Source organism: Cryobacterium sp. PH29-G1 (genome assembly GCF_030063365.1).
Classification (GTDB): domain Bacteria; phylum Actinomycetota; class Actinomycetes; order Actinomycetales; family Microbacteriaceae; genus Cryobacterium.
Genome location: NZ_JASISY010000005.1, coordinates 158,986 through 180,136 on the forward strand (window position 1 = coordinate 158,986; position 21,151 = coordinate 180,136).

Annotated in this window: 19 protein-coding genes; 6 read left to right on the forward strand and 13 right to left on the reverse strand. The window is 65.7% G+C overall.

The features are described from left to right. Positions 1–44 precede the first annotated feature (44 nt). From QMK22_RS08840 to QMK22_RS08880, 9 genes are read right to left on the reverse strand one after another with little or no spacing between them, the layout of a single operon-like run. Positions 45–1,106 (reverse strand): alpha/beta fold hydrolase, encoded by a 1,062-nt coding sequence (locus tag QMK22_RS08840; protein WP_283497260.1) that lies wholly within the window; start codon positions 1,104–1,106, stop codon positions 45–47. After that, on the reverse strand, positions 1,103–1,993 hold the full coding sequence (locus QMK22_RS08845) for an alpha/beta fold hydrolase (RefSeq protein ID WP_283497261.1): 891 nt from the start codon (positions 1,991–1,993) through the stop codon (positions 1,103–1,105). Before QMK22_RS08845 ends, QMK22_RS08840 begins: the two co-directional genes overlap by 4 nt. Further along, entirely contained in the window at positions 1,986–2,663 is a 678-nt protein-coding gene (locus QMK22_RS08850; RefSeq protein WP_283497262.1) for a TetR/AcrR family transcriptional regulator, read from the reverse strand. The genes QMK22_RS08845 and QMK22_RS08850 overlap by 8 nt, the downstream gene beginning before the upstream one ends. Further along, positions 2,660–4,261, reverse strand: coding sequence for a class I adenylate-forming enzyme family protein (locus tag QMK22_RS08855; protein ID WP_283497263.1), 1,602 nt, complete (start codon positions 4,259–4,261; stop codon positions 2,660–2,662). The genes QMK22_RS08850 and QMK22_RS08855 overlap by 4 nt, the downstream gene beginning before the upstream one ends. Next, positions 4,258–5,367, reverse strand: a complete 1,110-nt coding sequence (locus tag QMK22_RS08860) for a branched-chain amino acid ABC transporter permease (protein WP_283497264.1) — start codon at positions 5,365–5,367, stop codon at positions 4,258–4,260. The genes QMK22_RS08855 and QMK22_RS08860 overlap by 4 nt, the downstream gene beginning before the upstream one ends. After that, on the reverse strand, positions 5,364–6,239 hold the full coding sequence (locus QMK22_RS08865; RefSeq protein ID WP_283497265.1) for a branched-chain amino acid ABC transporter permease: 876 nt from the start codon (positions 6,237–6,239) through the stop codon (positions 5,364–5,366). The genes QMK22_RS08860 and QMK22_RS08865 overlap by 4 nt, the downstream gene beginning before the upstream one ends. Further along, complete coding sequence (locus tag QMK22_RS08870; protein ID WP_283497266.1) at positions 6,236–6,991, reverse strand: ABC transporter ATP-binding protein; 756 nt, start codon at positions 6,989–6,991, stop codon at positions 6,236–6,238. Before QMK22_RS08870 ends, QMK22_RS08865 begins: the two co-directional genes overlap by 4 nt. Then, the gene (locus QMK22_RS08875; RefSeq protein WP_283497267.1) at positions 6,988–7,743 is read right to left on the reverse strand and encodes an ABC transporter ATP-binding protein; all 756 of its coding nucleotides are present in this window, start codon (positions 7,741–7,743) and stop codon (positions 6,988–6,990) included. Before QMK22_RS08875 ends, QMK22_RS08870 begins: the two co-directional genes overlap by 4 nt. A 14-nt stretch (positions 7,744–7,757) precedes the next feature. Continuing rightward, entirely contained in the window at positions 7,758–8,975 is a 1,218-nt protein-coding gene (locus tag QMK22_RS08880) for a substrate-binding domain-containing protein (protein WP_283497268.1), read from the reverse strand. 253 nt (positions 8,976–9,228) lie between these two features. Here QMK22_RS08880 and QMK22_RS08885 point away from each other — a divergent pair, with 253 nt between their 5' ends. Both QMK22_RS08885 and QMK22_RS08890 read left to right on the forward strand, forming a co-directional pair. Next, positions 9,229–10,413: an acetyl-CoA C-acetyltransferase gene (locus QMK22_RS08885; RefSeq protein ID WP_283497269.1), complete on the forward strand. Its 1,185-nt coding sequence runs from the start codon at positions 9,229–9,231 to the stop codon at positions 10,411–10,413. 716 nt (positions 10,414–11,129) lie between these two features. Further along, complete coding sequence (locus QMK22_RS08890; protein WP_283497270.1) at positions 11,130–13,151, forward strand: HNH endonuclease signature motif containing protein; 2,022 nt, start codon at positions 11,130–11,132, stop codon at positions 13,149–13,151. 152 nt (positions 13,152–13,303) lie between these two features. Here QMK22_RS08890 and QMK22_RS08895 read toward each other — a convergent pair whose 3' ends face one another. Both QMK22_RS08895 and QMK22_RS08900 read right to left on the reverse strand, forming a co-directional pair. Beyond that, positions 13,304–13,567, reverse strand: a complete 264-nt coding sequence (locus QMK22_RS08895) for an SHOCT domain-containing protein (protein ID WP_283497271.1) — start codon at positions 13,565–13,567, stop codon at positions 13,304–13,306. Positions 13,568–13,627: 60 nt separating this feature from the next. After that, positions 13,628–15,007, reverse strand: a complete 1,380-nt coding sequence (locus tag QMK22_RS08900) for a M50 family metallopeptidase (RefSeq protein ID WP_283497272.1) — start codon at positions 15,005–15,007, stop codon at positions 13,628–13,630. A gap of 166 nt (positions 15,008–15,173) precedes the next feature. On the opposite strand from QMK22_RS08900, the gene QMK22_RS08905 reads away from it, so the two are divergent. Then, entirely contained in the window at positions 15,174–16,448 is a 1,275-nt protein-coding gene (locus tag QMK22_RS08905) for a serine/threonine-protein kinase (RefSeq protein ID WP_283497273.1), read from the forward strand. After that, the gene (locus QMK22_RS08910) at positions 16,445–16,969 is read left to right on the forward strand and encodes a hypothetical protein (protein WP_283497274.1); all 525 of its coding nucleotides are present in this window, start codon (positions 16,445–16,447) and stop codon (positions 16,967–16,969) included. Before QMK22_RS08905 ends, QMK22_RS08910 begins: the two co-directional genes overlap by 4 nt. A 20-nt stretch (positions 16,970–16,989) precedes the next feature. Here the strand turns inward: QMK22_RS08910 and dxr are convergent, their stop codons facing one another. Further along, complete coding sequence (dxr, locus tag QMK22_RS08915) at positions 16,990–18,072, reverse strand: 1-deoxy-D-xylulose-5-phosphate reductoisomerase (protein ID WP_283497275.1); 1,083 nt, start codon at positions 18,070–18,072, stop codon at positions 16,990–16,992. Between the two features lie 323 nt (positions 18,073–18,395). On the opposite strand from dxr, the gene QMK22_RS08920 reads away from it, so the two are divergent. Both QMK22_RS08920 and QMK22_RS08925 read left to right on the forward strand, forming a co-directional pair. Continuing rightward, complete coding sequence (locus QMK22_RS08920; protein WP_283497390.1) at positions 18,396–19,079, forward strand: lysophospholipid acyltransferase family protein; 684 nt, start codon at positions 18,396–18,398, stop codon at positions 19,077–19,079. A 74-nt stretch (positions 19,080–19,153) separates the two neighbouring features. Next, entirely contained in the window at positions 19,154–20,500 is a 1,347-nt protein-coding gene (locus QMK22_RS08925) for an aminotransferase class III-fold pyridoxal phosphate-dependent enzyme (protein WP_283497276.1), read from the forward strand. 133 nt (positions 20,501–20,633) lie between these two features. Here the strand turns inward: QMK22_RS08925 and QMK22_RS08930 are convergent, their stop codons facing one another. Continuing rightward, positions 20,634–21,116, reverse strand: a complete 483-nt coding sequence (locus QMK22_RS08930) for an OsmC family protein (RefSeq protein WP_283497277.1) — start codon at positions 21,114–21,116, stop codon at positions 20,634–20,636. Positions 21,117–21,151: the final 35 nt, after the last annotated feature.

The following is a 21,151-nucleotide window of genomic DNA, read 5'->3' on the forward strand; positions in this document are numbered from 1 at the left end:
CTAGCTTAGTTGTCGGTGCCGTCGGCAAGCTGAATGCGCTTTATTCAGGCATCCACTCGCTCGAGTTGAGCCAGCAGCGCCTCCAGGAACGCGGCCGGGTGTTCGAGGTGCGGCGAGTGCCCGCAGTCGGCCAGTTCCAGCTCGGTCAGCGCGCCGCCGGCAGCCTGATAGGCACCGAGCACCGTGCGGGTCTGCTGGATCATCGGCTGCGGCGGGGCCACATCGACGCCTGGCCAGCCGGGAATCACGCCGAGTTGCCCGAGATAGTTGAGGTCGAAAAACGACGTGTCGGACACGATGACGTCGTCGCTGCCGTGGATCCAGAGGATGGCCGGTTTCACTGCCAGGTCGACGATGCCGCTCGTGTTGAAGTGACCGGGCGACATAGTGTTGAGCACACCGCTGCCGCCGGGCGCGAAACCCGGCCAGTTCTCCGACGGTGTCGAGTCGCCGGGATAGTTGCCGACACCGGTAGCGGTGGTGAGCATCGATTCAATCCACACGTCATCGTGCTCCGAGCTGAACGGCGGCTTCACGTAGGTGGTCTGGTACACGGTGCGCGGGCTGGCCTGTTCGTCGGCACTACGGTCGCCGCCCTGCAGCCGGGAAACGAAGTCCGCATTGGCCCCGCCGGCCCCCGTGCCGGCATCGTCGTTGCTGAGCCGATGGCCATCCGCTCCCCCGGTGCCGCCGAAGCCGTATGGGGACACCGGGGCCACCAGGGTCAGGGTCTGCACGAGATCGGGGTGGTCGAGCAACAATTGCATGGTCACGCCACCGCCCATGCTCCAGCCCACCAGGTGTGCCCGATCGACGCCGAGCTCGGACAACACCGCAGCGACATCGTCCGAGTAGTCGGACAAGCCCCTGGTCGCATCGACCGGCAACGTGGCGCTGCTGCCGAAACCGCGAAGGTCAATGGCCAGCGCCCGCACCGAGGCGGGCAGGGCCAGCATGAGCGGCTGCCAGAACAACGAGGACGACACGTTTCCGTGCACAAAAACGACGGTCGCTGCCGTCGACTCTGTGGCCGGCCGTTCGAGTACACCGGCGCGCAAGCGCGGGGTGAGCACGCTCAGTTCGGTAATTCCGTCAAAAATATTCATGTCGGGGTCCTCTCTGATTTCTGGATTTGCACGTGCACGGATTGGGCCACCCGATCGGCGCCACTCTCACTCATCACGATCGTGTAGTGGTTGACGTCGTCGACTCCCTGCACCGTCATCGGCAGCGCGGCCGCCCAGGCGGCGACAGCCGCGTCATCATAGAGCGCGGCGGGTTCGTTGAGCAGCCCCCGGGGGGCGCGCAAGAAATTGATCGGCACCGCCAGAGCGGCCAAAGCCTCGGTATAGCCATCGGATCCGTCGAGTTCCATCACATTCTCGGCGACGGCCGCCAGCAGCGCCGAGGGGTGCAGGCTCGGCGCAACACCGTCGAGGTCGTAGCGGGCGAAGTCGGCCACCCGGGAAGACCAGTCCGCCTGAAATGCGGGGTGCCCGCGCCAAAAATCGAGGTAGGCCCCCTCCGACTCGAAGGTCTGGGACAGGCGTTCGGCGGCCGGGCCGAGGATAAGGAGCGGATCGATACCGGCGTCACGGGGAATCGGCAGGCCTCCGTCGACGAGAACCAGTGAGTCGACCCGGTCGGGGTAGAGATGGGCAAGCCAGACGGCGACGAATGCCCCCATCGAGTGTCCGACCACGACAGCGCGCTCGACGTTCAAAAAATCCAGCACGGCCACCAGGTCCGCGGCGTGCTGGCGCAACCCGAACGGTGCGGGCAGCGCGTTGCTGCGAGCGCGGCCGCGCAGGTCGGGCGCGATCACCCGAACATGGGGAAGGCGATCGGCCAGCCACGACCAGGTGAGGTGCGACGCGGTAATGCCGTGGATGGCGAGGACCGGCGCACCCCCCTGCTGCCCGGCGCGCCACTGCCCGCCAAACAGGCCTCCCCCCGCCACCGGCGCCCGGAACGGTTGGTAATCCTCACTCATGAGTTCCCATTTCAACCGGACTCACGACGGTTCTCTTCGCGCCCAGCGCACCCTCGATGAAGCGCATCATCTGCTCGAAGACATACTCGGGCACAGCACGGGTTCCGCTCGCGAACGGGTCCGCTTCCGCCCCCGGCGCCTCATCGACCTCGCCCCACAACACCCAGCGCATGCCGATCATCTCGCCGATCCCCATCAACGCCCACGCAGCGACGGTCGGATCGATGTCGCTGATCTCCCCCGCCGCGCCGGCCGCGCGCAGCCCGGCGATATAGCCCTCGACAATGCGGGTGTAGTGCAGGCGCAGGGCTCCGGGCGAGACGAACTCCGCTTCGCGAATCACCCGATACAAGGCGGGATGATCGGCGGTGAATTGAAAAAACGCCCGAAATCCGGCGCGCTCCGAATCGATGCGATTTTCCGTAGCAGCGGATGCCGCGCTCATCGCCAATCGCACCCGATGGTTCAGGTCCTCGACCAGTTCGTTGAAAATCTGCAGTTTCGAGTCGAAGTACAGGTAGAAGGTGCCCTGGCCAATGCCGGCAGCATCCGTTATGCGCGCGATCGACGCGTCGGCGTAACCGACCCGGGAGAACACCTGTTCGGCGGCCTCGATGAGTTTGCGCTTGGTCTCTTCGCCTCGGGCGGTGCGCGGCATTCCAGCGCTCATTGTTCGCTCCCTTTCTGCTGACGGCTGTGTTCAGGATCGTGCTGCAGGCCGTGTTGCCAGCGCTCGAGCAGCTGGCGCCGCAGTACCTTGTTGCCCATCGATCGGGGAATGTCGCTGACAAAACGCACGAAGGCCGGCAGCTTGAATGCGGCCAGCTGTGTGCGGGCATAAGCCAGAATTCCGGCCTCCTCCGCCGAGAAACCCGGTGCCAACACGATGAACGCAACGCCGACCTCTCCCCACCGTTCGTGCGGAACCCCGATAACGGCCACCTCGGCCACTGCGGGGTGCTCGACCAACACGGTTTCAACCTCGGCCGGCGCAACACTCTCACCGCCGGAGATGAAAATGTCGCTGAGCCGATCGATCACGGCGAAGTAGCCGTGCTCATCGCGGCGCACGAGGTCGCCGGTGTGCAGCCAGCCACCCCGCAGGGTGCGAGCGGTCTCCTCCGTGGCCCGAAAGTATCCCGAGAACACACCGGGCCCACGCACGAGCAGTTCGCCCGTCGCTGCTCCCTCGAGCAGCTCTTCCGTGACCGGATCGGCCACGGCCACCTCCACGTGCGGATACGGTTTACCGGCGTAGCCGACCATGCTGCGTGCCTCGTCGTCGGGCAGGCAGAGCACGTTCGGCGAGGCCTCGGTGAGGCCGTATCCCTGCGTGAGTGCTACACCGCGGGCATGCCAGGTGCGCAGCAGTGGCGCTGGCATCGGCGCTCCGCCGACCACGGCGTGCTTCAGGCTCGACAGGTCGGTTGCGGCAAAGTCGGGGTGCTGGGCGAGGAAGAGATAGTTCGCGGGCACACCCATCATGGTCGTGATGCGGCGGTCGGCGATCAAATGCAGCACCCGTCCCGGATCGAAGGTGCGCTCCAATACGACGGTCGCCCCCATCCACCAGGCCAGCAGTGGCTGGATGTTCCAGCCACCCACGTGATATTGCGGCATGACCGAGAGCACGACGTCTCTGCTGGTGATCTCCGTGATTCGGGACAGCGACAGATTGGTCCAGAAGCAGTTCGCGTGGGTCAATACGACGCCCTTCGCCGGACCGAGCGTGCCCGAGGTGAACACGATCAAAAGTGCGTCGTCATCGCGAACGGCCCGGTGCACCCGTTCCATCGAGCTGGGCTCGTCCCGCCCACGCCGGGGTGCCGGCACGACCAGCTCGACTCCGCGCATTCCCAGCAGTGTCGACGGGAGAGGCTCGGTCAGGCGACTCTGGGCATCCGTTGCCAGAGTCTGAAACTCGTCTTCGACCAGCAGCAGCGCCGGATCGGCCAGTTGCAGCTGCGCGGCGAGTTCCCGAGGTGCCAGCCGCCAGGACAGCGGTACGAGAACAAGGCCGGCCTGCGCGCAGGCGAAGAACAGCACGACCTGGTCTGAGCTGTTGCCGGTGATGGTCGCGATCCGATCGCCGACGCCGTAGCCTGCGGCTCGAAACGCGCTCGCGAGGTCGCCGGCCCGGTCGTCGAGGTCGCGGTAGCGCAGCGTGACGCCGCGGTCATCGACCGCAACCCGCTCCGGTGTGGTGCGCGCGCGATCCCTGGTCCATCGGCCCAGTGTGTGCAGGCCGTCGGCCGGCAGATCGCTCATATCGTTTCCTCCGTTTCCAGCATGCGCTCCCCGGAGCCACGTTTCGGCCGATGCGGCCACGCGCTGCGCCGGGTCAGTCCGGCGAGACCGCCCGGAAGGAACAACACCACGAGAATAAACAGGGTGCCCAAAATGAACAACGGTTGGGACAGGGGAATCCGCAGCACGTCGGGCAGGCCCGCAATGAACTCAGACCCGGCCAGGGCGGTCAGCCGCTGGTCGAGCAGCGTGTAAACGATCGCTCCGAGCACCGCGCCCCAGCGCAATCCGACACCGCCGAGCACAACAATCACCAGCAGGGTCAGCGTGAAGTCGGGCGTGGCAACCCGCGGCGACACCCCGCTTTGCAGCAGCAAAAAGGCGGCACCGGCCAGGGCGGCGAGCGCACCGGCGATGCTGAAGATGAGCAGCCGCACAAAGTAAGGGCGGATGCCGATGACCCGAACCCGAAGTTCGTTCTCCCGCGTAGCGGCCACCACGTGCCCGGCCCGGCTCTTTTCCACCCAGAGCACCACGAGGTAGACCGTCACGAGCACGGCGAGCGCCAGCCAGTACAGATTGCGAGTGTTGAGCACCCCGACCAGCGAGTCGGGCACCTGCGAGACGTCGAGGGTGAGTCCCTCCTCGCCACCGGTCTGCCCACCGGGGTTGCGCCGCACTACGACCGAGCCCGCCTGGGCGAAGGCGAGTGTCACCATGGCGAAGGAGATGCCGGTGACCCTCAGGCTGACCGAGCCGACCAGTGCCGCGAGCACGAAGCCGATCAGCACGGTGATCAGAATCGCCACGATAAAGGTGACGTCGGCCGGCATCCAAGTCGGCGAGAAGTTGCGCAGCACAATGCCGAGGCCATACGCACCGGCGGCAAAGAACAGCGCATGTCCAAAGGAAAGCATTCCGGCCAGGCCGAACAGGAGGTGGTAGCTGAGCGCGAGCGCCGCTATGAGCATGGCGTAGGCGAGCAGCTGCAGGGTGCCCGGCGTGTAGGTGGCGCCCGGAAAAATACCGGGAATCGTAATGTTCAGCAGCGGCAGCAGCGCCATGAACAGCACCAGTGCGGCGCCGGCCGTGATTTTGGCAACCGGGCGGCTCCAGAGTGATCTCATGCTTTGGCTCCCAACAATCCGCGCGGGCGCAGCAGCAGCACCGCTGCGAGGGCGAGCACGACGGCGAGGTCGCCGGTTCCACCGAGGTAGAAATTGGCGAACTGTTGCAGCACCGCCACCAGAACGGATGCGATGGCCGCCCCGGCGAGAGATCCCAGGCCTCCGATGACGGTCACGATAAAGGCGAAGATCAGCAACGAGCCACCGATATGCGCCGAGACGTAGCCGTAGTAGATCGAGGCCAGCACCCCGCCGAGTCCGGCGGCGGCGCCGCCGATCGCGAAGACCAGGGTGAAGGCGCGGCGCACATCGATTCCCAGCGCGGTGACCATGAGCCGGTTCTCAACGCCGGCTCGAATGATCAGGCCGTATCGGGTGAACTTGAGGAACAGCACGATGGCCACGAGCACGAGAACCGCCACCACAATGAGCATAAAGCGGTTGTTGGGAATGCGAGCGCCGAGAATCTCGGTGGTCTGCCCGAGCCAGGACGGGCTCGTCACATAGGTGGGGTCGGTACCCCAGATCCCTTCAAACAGGGCAACGGAGGCCAGCGCGAGACCGACCGTCACGAGCACCTGTTCGATGTGGCGGTTGTACAGCCGCCTGATCAGAAAGAATTCGGTCGCGGCTGCCACGAGCGCACCGACCAGGGCTCCGGTGATCATCGCGGCGGCGAGGGCCCACCAGGATCCGTCACTGAGCCTTCGGGCGACCTCCCAGCCGATGAAGGCGCCGATGGTGAGAAAGGATCCGTGGGCGAAGTTGAGCACGCCCATCAGACCGTAGATAAGGGAGAGTCCGGATGCGACGAGAAAGTACAGGGCACCGAGGCCAAGACCGGTGATCAGCAGCAGTACGACGGTGCTCATGCCGGCACCGCCGCATCCGCTTGGCCACTACCGCTGTGTACGCCGAGGAAGCGTTGGATACGTTCTGGGTGATCGAGCAGTTCGCTGGCCTCACCGGTGAAGACGACGCGTCCGCCGGAGAGCACGACCACACGGTCCGCAAGCTGCCGGATCACTTGCAGGTTCTGTTCCACCAGCAGAATCGGCACGGTCCTGGCGGCGATGAGCAGCGCCTGAGCGACCTCGCCGACGATTTTCGGCGAGAGGCCTTTAGTGGGTTCATCGACCAAAAGCAGGCGGTTCTGGTTGAGCAGGGCCCGAGCCAGCGACACCATCTGCTGCTGGCCCCCGGAGAGTGTGCCGGCCAGTTGTGCCTGGCGCTGCACGAGGTCGGGAAAAAGTTTCTCGACCAGAGCACGGTTGGGCTTGGCCGAACGTTCGGCCAGTTTCAGGTTTTCGGCAACGGTGAGTTTGCCGAAAACCTCGCGGTCTTCCGGCACGTAGCCAACGCCGAGCTGCACGACCTTGTGGGTCGGCAGCCGGTCGACGCGGCGTCCGCCGAGAGTGACTTCGCCGGTGCGGTCGATCAGGCCCAGGATGGATTTGATCGTGCTGGTCTTGCCGACACCGTTGCGACCGAGCAGCGCGGTGACGCCGGTATCCGGCACGTCGAACGAGACGTCTTCGACGACCTGTTGCCCCTCGATGCGTCCGTACAGGTTACGCACGGTGAGGATATTGCTGCTCAGGTTGGTGCTCGAGTTGGTACTCATACCGGGTCTCCGAGGTAGGCGGATTGCACCGTGGGATTGTTCATCACGGCGGCGGGAGTGTCGCAGGCGAGCAGCTCGCCGTGGTGCATGACCGCGACGCGGTCGACGAGGCCGAGAACAACCTCCATATGGTGTTCGACCATGAGCACGGTGCGGCCACCGTGGTGCAGGGTGCGAATGACTTCCATCAGGCCGGGCACATCGCCCGAGCCCACTCCGGCCATCGGTTCATCGAGCAGGATGACGCTCGGATCCATGGCCAGGAGCATCGCGATCTCCAACTTGCGTTTGTCACCGTGGGAGAGGCCGCCGGCCAGGCTCTGGGCATGATCGGCGAGGCCGACCTCGTCGAGACGGTCGGCGGCCAGCCGGGTGGCGGCATCCGTTGCCCGAGGAAATCGGGTGACGAGGCTGCCGCCCCCGGCCGCGGCCTGCGCGGCCAGGCGCACGTTCTCGATCGCGCTGAGCCCGTTGAACAGACTGGAGGTTTGAAACGTGCGGCCGAGGCCGGCCCGTGCCCTGACATGGATCGGTTCCCGGGTCATCGTGCGACCGTTCAGCCGCACCACGCCTTCCGTGGCGAACAACACACCGGAAATGAGGTTGAACAGGGTTGTCTTGCCGGCCCCGTTGGGGCCGATCACACCGAGCATCTCACCCCGCGGGATCGACAGCGTCACGTCCTGAAGGATGCGTGCGCCGCCGATCTGCAGGCCGACATGTTCGATGCTGAGCACGGGTGCCGCTGGCATCTGCTTACCCTGCGCTACTGTGCAGCAACGGCGACCGGCGGGGCGACGGTCTCGGCATCGACGGTCTCGATCAGTTCCGGTGCCCAGGTGCCATCGGCATCTTCCTGAAGCGAGGCTTGGAACATCGGCTGCAGCACGGCGTGGTCCTCGGCACGAATGGTGATCGAACCCTTGACCGAGTCGAAGGTGTAGCCCTCGAGCGCGGCGATCATGTCGTCGACGTTGTCGCCGCCACCCTCGCGCACGGCCTGCACGAGCATCTGTGCTGCCACAAAGCCGTCGGGCGAGAACAGGTCGGCCTGCGCGTCGTGGGCTTCAAGGTAGCTAATCATGGCCTTGCTCTGTTCGTTGTCGGTGGCCGACTCGAAGTAGTGCGAGAGAAAGCTGATTTTGTCGCTCGCGGCACCGTAGGCGCCGTAGGTCGAGACATCACCGAGGCCGGTGACGACGGGAACGGCGTCGAAGACACCCTGCTGCTGAAGCGCCGTCCACATGGCACCGGTACTGGCTCCGGCCCAGGCGACGAAGATCAGGTCGGGCGACGCATCGAGCAGTTGCTGGGCGAACGGGGTGAACTCGGTCGCATCTTCGGCAACGAGCACACCATCAACGGTCGCACCCTTGCCGCCAAGTACGGCGGTGACGCCGGCCAGATTGCCCTGGCCGAAGGCATTGTCCTGAGCGAAGACGACGATCTTCTTGCCGCTCGGATCGCCGATGAAAGTTCCGGCGGTCGCAACGTCTTCGTAGGTCTGGCGGCCGGAACGGAAGGTGTAGGCGTTGATACCGGTGATGGCATCGGCCGCAGCCGGACCGGAGATGTAGAGGACCTTGTTCTGGTCGGCCTGCTCAGCCAAGCTGACAGCGATACCCGAGGAAACGGTGCCGGCCAGAATCTGGTACCCCTGACCGATCAAGTCTTTGGCGACCGAGACTGCGGTGTCGGGGTTGCCCTGGTCGTCTTTCCAAGTGATGTCGAGCTCCCGGCCGTCAACGGTGCCGGTGCCGTCGGTGGCGTAGTCGAGACCGGCTTCGAACCCAGACGTGTACGCGGCGCCGTAGGCGGCGAGTGGACCGGTTGTTGACGTGATCATGCCCACCTGCACGGCGGGCTTCGAGGTTGAGTCATCGGTGGCTGCGCCTCCGGTGGTGGCCGTGGGTGCGCATCCAACCAGGGTCAGGGCGGCGACGGCGAGGAATGCCGGGGCCAGGAACATCTTTGTTACCCGCATGAAATTTGCCTTTCGTGCTGTTGAAGTGGGTTGCTGACAGGAGGTGCTGTGCGAGGGACCGTCGATCATGGCAGTGATAAACCCGAACATGACGGGTGGTTCAGGTATCAGGAATCTAGGGGGGATCGGCGCTACTGTCAAGAGGACGGCGTGAAACGATACCCAGAAGTGGCCAATATGCTGGGGTAGGCGGCAGAGCCGCACCATTCATCAATTCGTAGACAAACCAGCATTCATTGACAAAGGAGTCCCGATGACAGAAAACGACGTTGTAATTTTGGCCGGCTCACGCACCCCGCAGGGTCGCGTGAACGGACAGCTCTCGTCCCTCACCGCTGTTGACCTTGGTGCCGCCGCCATCACCGGCGCCCTCGCCCGCGCCAAGGTGGCACCGGACCAGGTCGACTTCGTGCTCATGGGGCAGGTATTGCAGGCCGGCTGCGGACAGAATCCGGCCCGGCAGTCCAGCGTGGCGGCGGGCATCCCATGGAACGTGCCGGCGATGACACTCAACAAGGTGTGCCTCTCCGGCCTCGCCGCGGTCATCGATGCCGCCCGCCTGGTACGGCTCGGTGAAGCGGATGTCGTCGTTGCCGGTGGTCAGGAATCCATGTCGCGCGCTCCCCACCTGCTGCAGGGCTCCCGCCAGGGCTGGGCCTACGGAACCGTCTCGGCCCTCGACCACGCTGCCCACGACGGGCTCACCGACGCGTTCGATGGCCTCTCGATGGGACTCTCCACCGAGCGCGCCAATGTGCAGCTCGGCCAGACCCGACTTGAGCAGGATGAAATCGCCGCCGCATCGCACCAGCGCGCCGCCGCTGCCGCCGCGGATGACGTGTTCAGCGACGAGATCACCCCGATCAGCGTGCCGCAACGCAAGGGCGAACCGCTGATCATCAGCACCGACGAAGGCGTGCGTGCCGAGAGCACCACCGAAACGCTCGGCCGGTTGCGCCCCGCGTTCGACCCCGAGGGAAGCATCACCGCCGGCAACGCCGCCCCACTCAGCGACGGTGCCAGCGCGGTCGTCGTGACCAGCCGCGCCTGGGCCGAAAAGCACGGCCTGCCCTGGCTCGCCGTGATCGAAGCAAGCGGCCAGGTCGCCGGCCCCGACAACTCCCTGCACTCCCAGCCGGCCAACGCCATCGCCCACGCTCTAACCCGCCAGGGGTGGACCGCGGCAGACCTCGACCTGATCGAGATCAACGAGGCGTTCGCCTCGGTCGTCGCCCAGTCGTCGAAGGTGCTCGGAGTGGGCCCCGATGTGGTGAACATCCACGGTGGTGGCATCGCGATCGGTCACCCGATCGGTTCGAGCGGCGGGCGCATCGCGCTGCACGCCGCGCTCGAGCTCGCACGGCGCGGCAGCGGCAAGGCAGCTGTCGCTCTGTGCGGCGGCGGCGGCCAGGGTGAGGCGCTGCTGCTCTCGCGCTAGCTACTGCCAGTTGTTGAGCTTCGGTGTTCGGCGGGGATTGCGTCAGGGGCTCCGTCGAGGGCTGCGTCGAGGGCTGGCGAGGCAGCGATGGCCGGCCGTGTCGAGTGGGCGGTGGGCCAGTTGTTGGCTGCGAGCCTACTCGGCGCGGTCGGGCATCACACGGTCGAGCGACGCAGTCGGGCATCACACGGTCGAGCGACGCAGTCGAGCGACGCAGCGCCGTAGCGTCGCGCCATGAAGTCAGGTCGCAGGGTCAGGTCGCAGGGTCAGGTCGCAGGGTCAGGTCGTAGGGTCAGGTCGTAGGGTCAGGTCGTAGCGGCGGGTCGTAGCGGCGGGTCGTGACGCCGGTTCATAGCGTCGGTTCATAGCGTCGTAGCGTCGTGTCCAGACGTCGGGTCATAGCGTCGCACCCAGACGTCGGGTCGTGGGGTCGGGTTGTGAAGTCGTGTCAGAGCGTCGGTCGTCGCTCCGGTCATGGCTCCGGTCATGGCTCCGGTCGTGGGCAAGCGTGAAAAATAGGCACATTTGTGACGAATAATCGCACACCGCTTCGATATTCCGCGGCTGGCGCCAAGACGCGATATGAGTGATGATCCGTGCAGAACCTGATGGCAATGACAGGATTCATTACGAAAGTGGACCAGCCCGCCAAATTCCCCGTCAAGAATACTCTTGAGCTTCTCTCGCTTTTATGTTCGATTTGCGGTAGAATTGGGGTGAAGGAGGCACTGACGCCCATGTTCATGGAAAGCCCCGGCGAGACCAGCGTGAACCCCGTTATTGTGGCGGTGGAGCAGGCGCGGGGAATTCTCCTTGAAGCGTTGGGTGGGGTGTCGTTTGGGTTGCTCGGCGACGACGAGTCGCTGAGTGTGCTCCTCGCACTGGAGAGCGTGGGTCGGGTCATCGATGGAGCACGGGTGCTCTCCACGACGGATGTGTTGCGTCGGTCCGAATATTTCGATGCTGCTGCTGCCCAGGTTGGCGCTTCTACCGCTGTTTCTGCCGCTGCTGCGGGCAGTGCTGGTGCGGGCAGTACTGGTGCGGGCAGTACTGGTGCGGCGTCCGTGACGCCGGACAGCGCGCCGGCGGCCACGGGCACGGCGATCGCGTCGGGGCTGAGCGCGGCGGGGCTGGGGGCACCGACGCTGGGGGCGCCGACGCTGGCTCGTCGGCTGGGCTGTCGCAGCGGGGTCGATTTGGTCTGCACCCTCGCCCGGCTGTCCCGCAGCGAGGTGCGCCAGCGCGCCGCGCTCGGCCAGAAAGCGGGCCAGCGGATGCTCCTCGGCCGTCCCCTCACACCCACCTACCCCGTCCTCAGCGAAGCACTCCAGAGCGGAACGCTCGGCGTAGAGCAGGCCCGAGTGATCGTGCAGGTGCTCGACGGCCTCCGCTCTGAAGTCGTGGTCGAGGACCTCGACCGGGTCGAACGCTCCCTCGTCGCAAGCGGTTCCGGCGCGATCACGCCCGAAACCGAGGGCCTCCCCGGCGCCGGCATCGCCTTCGCCCCCGAGTTGCTGCGGCAGCAGGGCATCCAGTGGAAGGCACGACTCGCGCCCGACGGCACCGCGCCCGGTGACACCCCGCCGGAACGGCGCAGCTGGCTCACCTTCGGCGCCCTGAGCAACGGCGGCTACAGCCTCAACGGCTGGTTCACCACCCTGGACCGCGCCATCATCGGCAACGTCTTCGACGCGTACCTCTCCGCCGCCGCAGCCCACCCCGTCCCCGGCACCACCCCTCGCGCCACCCCACGCGCCACCCCAGGCGCCACCCCCCGCGCCACGGTCGCATTCCGTGAAACGGAACCCACCGACAACGAGCGGGTCGAGCCGATCGAGCGGGTCGAGCCGATCGAGCAAGGCGAGCAGGGCGAACAGGGCGAACGGGCCGAGCAGGCCGAACAAGCCGAACAGGGCGAACCGACCGAGCAGGACCAAAGCGAACAGGCCGAGGAGAGCAGGCAGGCCGAGCAGGGCGAGCAGGGCGAGCAGGGCGAGCAGGGCGAGCAGGGCGAGCAGGGCGAGCAGGGCGAGCAGGGCAAACAGAGCGAGCAGGGCGAACAGGGCGAACCCACCGAGCAAGCCGAACCGGGCGGGCAGTCCGGGCGGGCCGGGCCATGCCCGCAGGAACCGGGCGATTCCCGCTCGATCAGCGAGAAACGAGCCGGCATCCTCTGCGCGGTGTTCGAAGCCGCAGCCCGACAACCCGACACCCCCACCATGGGCGGCGCCGCCCCGACCGTGCTCGTGCACATCAACATCAACGACCTCCTCACCGGCCGCGGCGCCGGCTGGATCGACGGTATCGACGGCCCCCTCACCACCACACAAGTCGACGAACTCCTCTGCGCCGGCGGCTACCAACCCGTCCTCTTCGGCCAGCAGGGTCAGATCCTCCACCTCGGCACCACCAACCGGTTCTTCACCGCCCAACAACGCCGAGCCCTCGCCGCCCGCGACGGCGGCTGCATCATCCCCGGCTGCACCGTGCCACCCCACCAAACCCAGGCCCACCACGTCATCCCGTGGCGCGACGGCGGCCCGACCAACATCGACAACGCAGTCCTTTTGTGCAACGCCGCCCACAGCAGCATCGACACCTCCGGCTGGGACATCGACATGCGAGACGGCCGTCCCTGGATCCGCGGCCCGCTCCTGTTCGACCCCACCCAAACCTGGCGCCCCGCCGGCCAAAACCGCGCCGCCACCCCCACCGAAAAACCCCCCTGGAACAAATAGCACCCACGTCGCAGTGCGCCCACATCGCAACGCACCAGGCCAACGCACCTAGGTCAACGCAGGCAGGTCAACGCAGGCAGGTCAACGCAGGCAGGTCAACGCAGGCAGGTCAACGCAGGCAGGTCAACGCAGGCACATTCGAAACTCACCCACTAGGCGGGCGGGGTCTGACCGTCTGCCCGGTTGGCGCGCAGCACTTCGAGGCGTGCGCGATACTCGACCTCGTCAAGGTCGCCCTGGGCGAAGCGCTCAGCGAGGGTCTTCTCGGCGCTGCGGGCATCCGCTTGGCCGGCCCGGTCCCCTTCGCGCATGCCTCGACGCCAGCGGAGACCGAAGATGGTGAACAGCACGGCAAAGACGATGATCCCGAACAGGGGAATCAGCAGCAGGAACCACCAGCCAAAACCACCGCCCATCATTCCGCCATAGCCATAGCCGTCGGGACCCGGGCGCCCGAGGGAGTAATGCCGCCGGAATTACCCGAAGAAATTGACCGGTTTGACGATGTCGGCGTAGATGAGCAGCAGGCTCATTCCGCCCAGTAGCACCACGACCGCCAGGGTGAGCGGCATGAGCTTGGCCATGTCGACCGGCCCCGGGTCGGGCCGCTTGAACAGCTTCGCGAAGAATCGACGGATGCCTTCCCAGAGCGCTCCGGCGACGTGGCCGCCGTCGAGCGGCAGTAACGGCACCAGGTTGAACACGAACAGGGCGATATTGAGCGATCCAAGCAGGCCGAGCATGCTCGCCACCTTGGAGGCCACTGGAATCGTATCTATGCTGGCCAGCTCGCCAGCGACCCGGCCGACCCCGACCACGCTGATTGGACCGTTCAGGTCACGCTCCCCCGGCCCGAAGGCGGCGTTGGCCACGGCCACCAGCCGGTCCGGCAGGTTGAGAATCATGTGCGCGACATTGGCGATATTGTCGCCGACCATCGGTAACACGGCGGTTGCGGGCTGCGGCACGAGTTCGCTCGCCGCACCGATACCGACGAAGCCGACCTCCTCGGTGACCGCAGCCCCGGAAGCATCCGTTTTGATCTTGTTGTCGGCGGTATACACGTAGCGTTCGGTGAGTTTGGGGGTGAGCGAGAGATCCACGTCGGCGCCGTCACGCTCGACCACTACGGCCAGGGTGCGCCCGGGCGCCGAACGGATGATGTCGGTGGACTGCGCCCAGCTCGAAATGGCTGTTCCGCCGATACTGACCAGGCGGTCACCGGGCTGCAGACCCGCCGCGGCACCGGGCGAAGCCTCATCGGTGGCGGCGCAGGTCTGCCGTTCACTCGAAGCGGGCAGCACACACTCGTTCACGCTGCCGATCGTGGTGCTGATTTGCGCGTTGCCGAAACCCATGAGCAAAATGGCGAACATCACGATCGCGATGAGCAGGTTCATGGTCGGACCGCCGAGCATGATGATCACGCGCTTCAAAACCGGAAGTTGGTAAAACGCGCGGTGGTTTTCGCCCTCGCCGATGGTCTCCGCGCTGGCCTGGCGGGCGTCGTCGACCATGGTCGACAGGGCGCTCGTTTTCTTCTCCGGTGCGCCCTCCTGCACCATCTGATCGAAGAATCCGGTGGTGGTACTGCGGGCAGCGCCACCCTTCTTGGAGGGAGGAAACATGCCGATCATGGCGATATACCCACCCATGGGGATGGCCTTGACGCCGTATTCGGTCTCGCCTTTCGTGCGGGACCAGAGGGTCGGGCCGAAGCCGATCATGTACTGGGTGACCTTGACGCCGAAAAGCTTCGCCGGCACCAGGTGGCCGATTTCGTGCAGGCCGATGGACACGGCAAGACCCACGACGACAATCGCGACGCCCAGTATGAACAGCAGTACGTTTTCCACTGTCGTAGAGTAACCGCATCAAGCTGCAAAGCGGCTGGTCGTGCGGCTAGAACTCCCGATAAGGGGGTGCGTGTGCTTTGCTAGAGGGCTGATGCACCTGGAGGTCCCCCTGTCTCACGAACCTGTTCCGACGCAGCAACTGCCCGCGACGCCACCACCTGGCCCTGTGGGCAGCCTGTTGGCCGACCGTTTCTTGATTGTGAGCTTGATCGGAACCGGGGGAATGGCATCCGTTTACTCGGCAACGGATACCGTGCTCGGTCGTCCCGTGGCGGTCAAACTGTTTCGCGCCGCTGAGGGCGCATCCGACCCCGCGCGGCAAAGCGGCGAAATCGCCCTGCTCGCGAGCCTGAATCATTTCGCCCTGGTCACCCTGTTCGACGCCGGCACCACCGACGTCGCCGGCGCCCCGCGCACCTTCATCGTGATGGAACTCGTGGACGGTCCCGACCTGCGCACCCGCATCACCGACGGACCGCTGCCGAGCCTCGACGTGGCAACGATGGGCGCCGATCTGGCCGAAGCGCTGCATTACGTGCACGAGCAGGGCATCATTCACCGTGACGTCAAACCAGCCAACGTTTTACTGGCGCCCTCCGGCTTTCCCGGCCGCGGCATGCACGCCAAACTCGCCGATTTCGGCATTGCACGGTTGCTCGATGAAACCCGGCTCACCGCGACCGGCTCCCTGCTCGGCACGGCGAGCTATCTCAGCCCGGAACAGGCGCTCGGTGGCGTGATTGGCGCGCCTACGGATGTCTATTCGCTCGGCCTGGTTCTGCTCGAGTGCCTGACCGGTGTGCGCGCCTACCCCGGAACGGCGGTGGAATCGGCCATGGCCCGATTGCAACGCCAGCCCGAGATTCCGAGCGAAGTCAATCAGGAGTGGACGGAAGTTCTTACGGCAATGACCGCTCGCGACGGTGCCAAACGGCCGACCGCGTTCGAGGCCGCTGTTTTGCTGCGTGCGCTCAGCGTTAGTACCGAAAGCACCGCAACCACCGCAACCACCGCAACCACCGAGGATCAGGCCGTGGCGACGCTGGTATTGCCGGCCGCGAGTCTGGCTGATGCTGCACCGGCCGACGCTACACAGGCCGGCTCAGCACCGGCCGACTCAGCACGGGCCGACTCAGCAGCGACCGAGGTGATGGCGGCGGACCCGGTACCGCGCCCCAAACCCGCAACCGCGGCCATCTCGTGGAAGCAGACCGGAACCACCCCGCTACCGGCCGAACGCGCCCGCCCCTCCCGCACCACAGCGCTCTGGATCGTCGCGGCAGCAGTCGTCGCAATAACACTCGTCGTAGCAGCGATCATCGTCGGTTCGTTATTTCTGCGCGGGGCCGATGAATCAGCAGCAGTGCCGCCGAGCTATCCGGCAGTGGACGGCACCCTCGGCAGCCACCTCGAACAGCTACAGAAAAGCGTGAACCCGTGAATCGACGTTTCCGAAATCGTCTGACTGTTGCCGCCGTCGCCGGCCTCCTGGTGCTACTGCCGCTGTCCGGTTGCGCGTCCGCGCCGGTGCCGTTGCAGGCGGCAACGGCCGAGAGCCTGCAGACCGCGATGCTGGATATCACCGAAGCCGCAGCGGCCGGCGACTTCGTCGAGGCCCAGTCGCTCCTCACCACGATGCAGGACGATCTGCGCACCGCGGCCGCCGCGGGCCAAGTGAGCGCCGAACGTTCGGCATCCATTCAAAACGCGATCAACCTGGTCAGTGCCGATCTGACGGTGGAGATCGAGTCCGCCGCGGCCGCCGCCGCCGCCGCGCAGGAGGCAGCGCAGGAGGCCGCCGATGCGGCAGACCTCGCCGACGAGAACGCCCAAGACGACACCGCCAAGGAAGACGCTAAAGACGCGGCCAAGAAGGCGGCCGAGGAAGCGGCCGATGCGCGCGACGCGCAAAAGGAATGTCGCAAGGATAAGGAGAGGGACAAAGCCGGCGAGTGCGACTAGCGCGTTTGCGACTTTGCGCGCTAGTGTGCGCCGATCAACTGATCCGCGGCGGTGCGTGCCCAACGCTCGGCATCGGCGAGCGACTCCCGCGTCAGCTCACCGTCCTGCTCGTGTGATTCAACCACGCGCAGCACCGTGTCAACGATGTCGAGAAAACCGATGCGCCCGGCGTGAAAAGCCGTCACAGCCTGCTCGTTCGCCGCGTTGAACACCGCCGGATAGGTGCCACCCTTACGGCCCACTTTCTTCGCCAACTCGACCGCCGGAAACGCCACGTCATCGAGCGGTTCAAAGGTCCAGCTGTGCGGCACGGTCCAGTCGATCGGGGTGCCAACTGCCGCTACCCGGTGCGGCCAGTCCAGCCCGAGCGAAATCGGCAGTCGCATATCGGGCGGACTTGCCTGCGCGATGGTCGACCCGTCCACGAATTCCACCATCGAGTGCACCACCGACTGCGGGTGCACCACGGCATCGATGCGGTCGTATTCCACGTCAAACAAGAGATGCGCCTCGATAATTTCGAGCCCCTTGTTCACGAGCGTCGCCGAGTTGGTGGTCACAACCAACCCCATATTCCAGGTCGGGTGAGCCAGTGCCTGCGCCGGAGTGACCGCCGCGAGTTGTTCGCGGGAATAGCCGCGAAACGGCCCACCGGATGCCGTCAGCACGAGTCGACGCACCTCGTGCGAGGTTCCCGCCAGCAACGCCTGCGCGATAGCGGAGTGTTCGGAATCGACGGGCACGATCTGCCCGGGCGCCGCGAGGGATTTCACGAGATCACCACCGACGATGAGCGACTCCTTATTCGCGAGGGCGAGGGTCCGGCCGGCCTTCAGCGCCGCGAGTGTCGGCCCGAGCCCCACCGACCCGGTGATGCCGTTGAGCACGACATCGGCGTCGACGTCCCGCACGAGCTGCTCGGCAGCATCCGCTCCCAGCGCGGTATCGTCAACCTGAAAATTGCGCGCCTGCTCATCGAGCAGTTCGCGGTTACTGCCGGCCGCGAGACCGACCACCTCGAACCGCTCGGGGTTGGCACGAATAACGTCGAGGGCCTGGGTACCGATCGAGCCCGTAGACCCGAGGATGATTACTCTCTGCACCCCTCCATGCTAGGTGCACGCCGCGAGTGGCGTAGTGTCAACGGGTGACTGGTGCCAGAGCAGAACCCGACGACAAAGACGCGAACGTTACCAGCGATCGCGGTTCCGTAGCCGCCGCCTCCCCCAAAGCATCCGCAGCCGGCGCCGCCAAAGCGGCCACATCAGCCGCCGCAAAGTCCGCCGCCGCTTCCATTGCCCCCGCCGGCGATGGCACCGCCGACGCCTCCCCCGATTCCGTAGATTCTGACGATACTGTCGATTCGGCCGACGGACCGGATCGGGTGAAGCGTCCGGGCTTCGTCTACTTTCTCGGTTACGGCATCATGGCGCCCGTCGCCCGAATCGTGTTTCGTCCACGCATCCTCGGCCGCGAGAATATCCCGGCCACCGGCCGTGTCATCCTGGCGAGCAATCACCTGTCTTTCATCGACAGCATCGTCATTCCGCTCGTCGCCACCCGGCGGGTGCAGTTTCTGGCCAAGTCGACCTACTTCACCGGAACCGGCGTCAAGGGCTGGGTGTCGCGTACCTTTTTTACCGCGATCGGCGCGATCGGCGTGGAACGAGGCGCCGGTCAGGCCGCGCAAGCCGCCCTCGACGAGGGTCGTGCGGTGCTCGATGCCGAGGGCGCGTTCGCCATCTATCCGGAGGGCACCCGTTCCTTGGACGGCCGCCTCTACAAGGGCCGAACCGGCGTCGCCTGGCTCGCGCTCACCACGGGCGCTGTCGTCGTTCCGGTTGGACTCATCGGCACGCAGGAAATTCAGCCGGTGGGCACCAAGGTGCCGCGCATTCGCAAGGTCACCGTGAGTTTTGGCGAACCCCTCGACCTCAGTCACCACGGCCACGCCACATCGGGCAAGGCCCGCCGACAGGCAACGGATGAGATCATGGCGGCCATTCACGCGCTGTCCGGCCAGGAATTGGCCAATGCCTACAACGAGTCGCCGCCGGTGGGCACGCTGAATCGCCTCGCCCACCGGGTCTTTCCGCGCGAACGCCTGTAGCCGGCTCGACCGGCACTCCACAGTGCGGTCGGCCCGCGTTCTACGTTCCCAGCGGACAGTCATAGGCTGGAACAATGACTGCAACCTATTCCGTGCCCCAAGAACGCAAGCTCGTGACAGCCCTTCCCGGCCCCAAGTCGGTTGAACTGCAGGCCCGGCGTGAGAAGACGGTTGCCCGTGGCGCCGGAACTCTCGCCAACATTTACATGGACCACGCCGCGGGAGCGATCCTGGTCGACGTCGACGGCAACCAGATCATCGACCTCGGTTGCGGCATCGGGGTGACCACGATCGGTCACGCTCACCCGGATGTCGCTGCGGCAGCATCCGCTCAGGCCGCGAAGCTGACCCACACCCTGTTCACCGTCACTCCCTACGAGAACTACGTGGCGGTCGCCGAGAAACTCGCCGAGATCACTCCCGGTGATTTTGAGAAACGTTCGGTACTGGTCAATACCGGCGCGGAGGCCGTGGAGAACGCGGTGAAGATCGCCCGCAAGTTCACCGGTCGCCGGGCGATCGTGGCCCTCGACCACGCTTTTCACGGCCGCACCAACCTGACCATGACCATGACGTACCGCCCCTGGCCCGAACGCGCCGGAATGGGCCCGTTCCCGGGCGAGATTTACAGCGTGCCCACCAGCTACCCGTTCCGCGATGGCTTGAGCGGTCTCGAAGCGGCCGAAAAGACCATCGACTACATCACGACCCACATCGGAGCGACCGAGATCGCGGCGTTCTTCGTGGAGCCGATTCAGGGCGACGGCGGCATCGTCATTCCCGCGCCCGGCTACTTCAAGCGCATTCGCGAATTCTGCACCGAGAACGGCATCGTTCTGGTCGCCGATGAGATCCAGGCCGGAATTGCCCGCACCGGCGTCTGGTATTCGATCGAGCACCACGACGTTGTTCCCGACCTGGTGACCACGGCCAAGGGCATCGCCGGCGGCTTTCCACTGGCCGCCGTCACCGGCCGCGCCGACATCATGGATTCGGTGCAGCCCGGCGGCATCGGTGGAACCTTCGGTGGCAACCCGGTGTCAACCGCCGCAGCCCTCGCGGTGTTCAATCTGATCGAGCGCGATGATCTGTTGGGAGAAGCGAAACGCGTCGAAGCTGCACTCTGGGCACGCATCGGCGACTGGGCCGAGAAGTTCTCCATCGTCGGCGATGTGCGCGGCAAGGGCGCCATGTTCGGCGTCGAGCTGGTGCACCCCGGCACCAAGAAGCCCTACCCAGAGGCACTCACCGCGCTGATCAAGCACGCGACGACCAATGGCGTCATCGCACTCGATGCCGGCAGCTGGGATTCGGTCCTGCGCATCATGCCGTCCGTCGTGATCTCCAACGAGCTCATCGACGATGCGGCGACCGTGCTCGAAGAGGCCCTCACCGCACTGGTAGCCGCCTACCCCGCGTAGGTGTCCTGTCCGAGCCGTGAGTTTGAGTCGCCGAGCCGTGAATTTGAGCCCGTTTCAGCCCCGAAATCGCCGCAGACTCACGGCTCGGCGGCACGACATGGCTTAAACTCACGGCTCGGCGGGGCTTTATGTCTTAGGCGACGGTGAGCGGCTCGTGCTCGACCGGAAAGTTCATCGAGGCTCCGATGAAGCACTCTCGGGCCGCTTCAGCGTGCAGCGACTGCGCAAACTCAACCTGGGCCGGGTCGGTGATCGTCACCCGCGGGCGCAGGGTAGCTAAGACGAAGCTGCCGCCGCCGGCCGGCCGCTGCCGCATCATTCCGACCGCCGAATCGGTGTACGCGACGACCGTGACTCCGTGGCGCACGGCCACGTGCAGGTACGACAGCATGTGGCACTGGCTGAGCGCCGCCAGCAGCAGCTCCTCCGGGTTCCAGCGTTCGGCATTGCCGTGAAAGGTCGGATCGCTCGACCCCTTAATGATGGCTTTTTCCTCGGCGCCCTTGCCGAGCGGTGTGATCGTGTGCTGCCGGCCGTAAGCCCGATAGTTACTCGTGCCGGTGCCCTCATTTCCGGTCCAGTCGACCCGTACCGCGTAATTGTGCTCGCCGATCATGTTTTCCCCTCAAAGAATGCTGTGTTTGCCGAAAC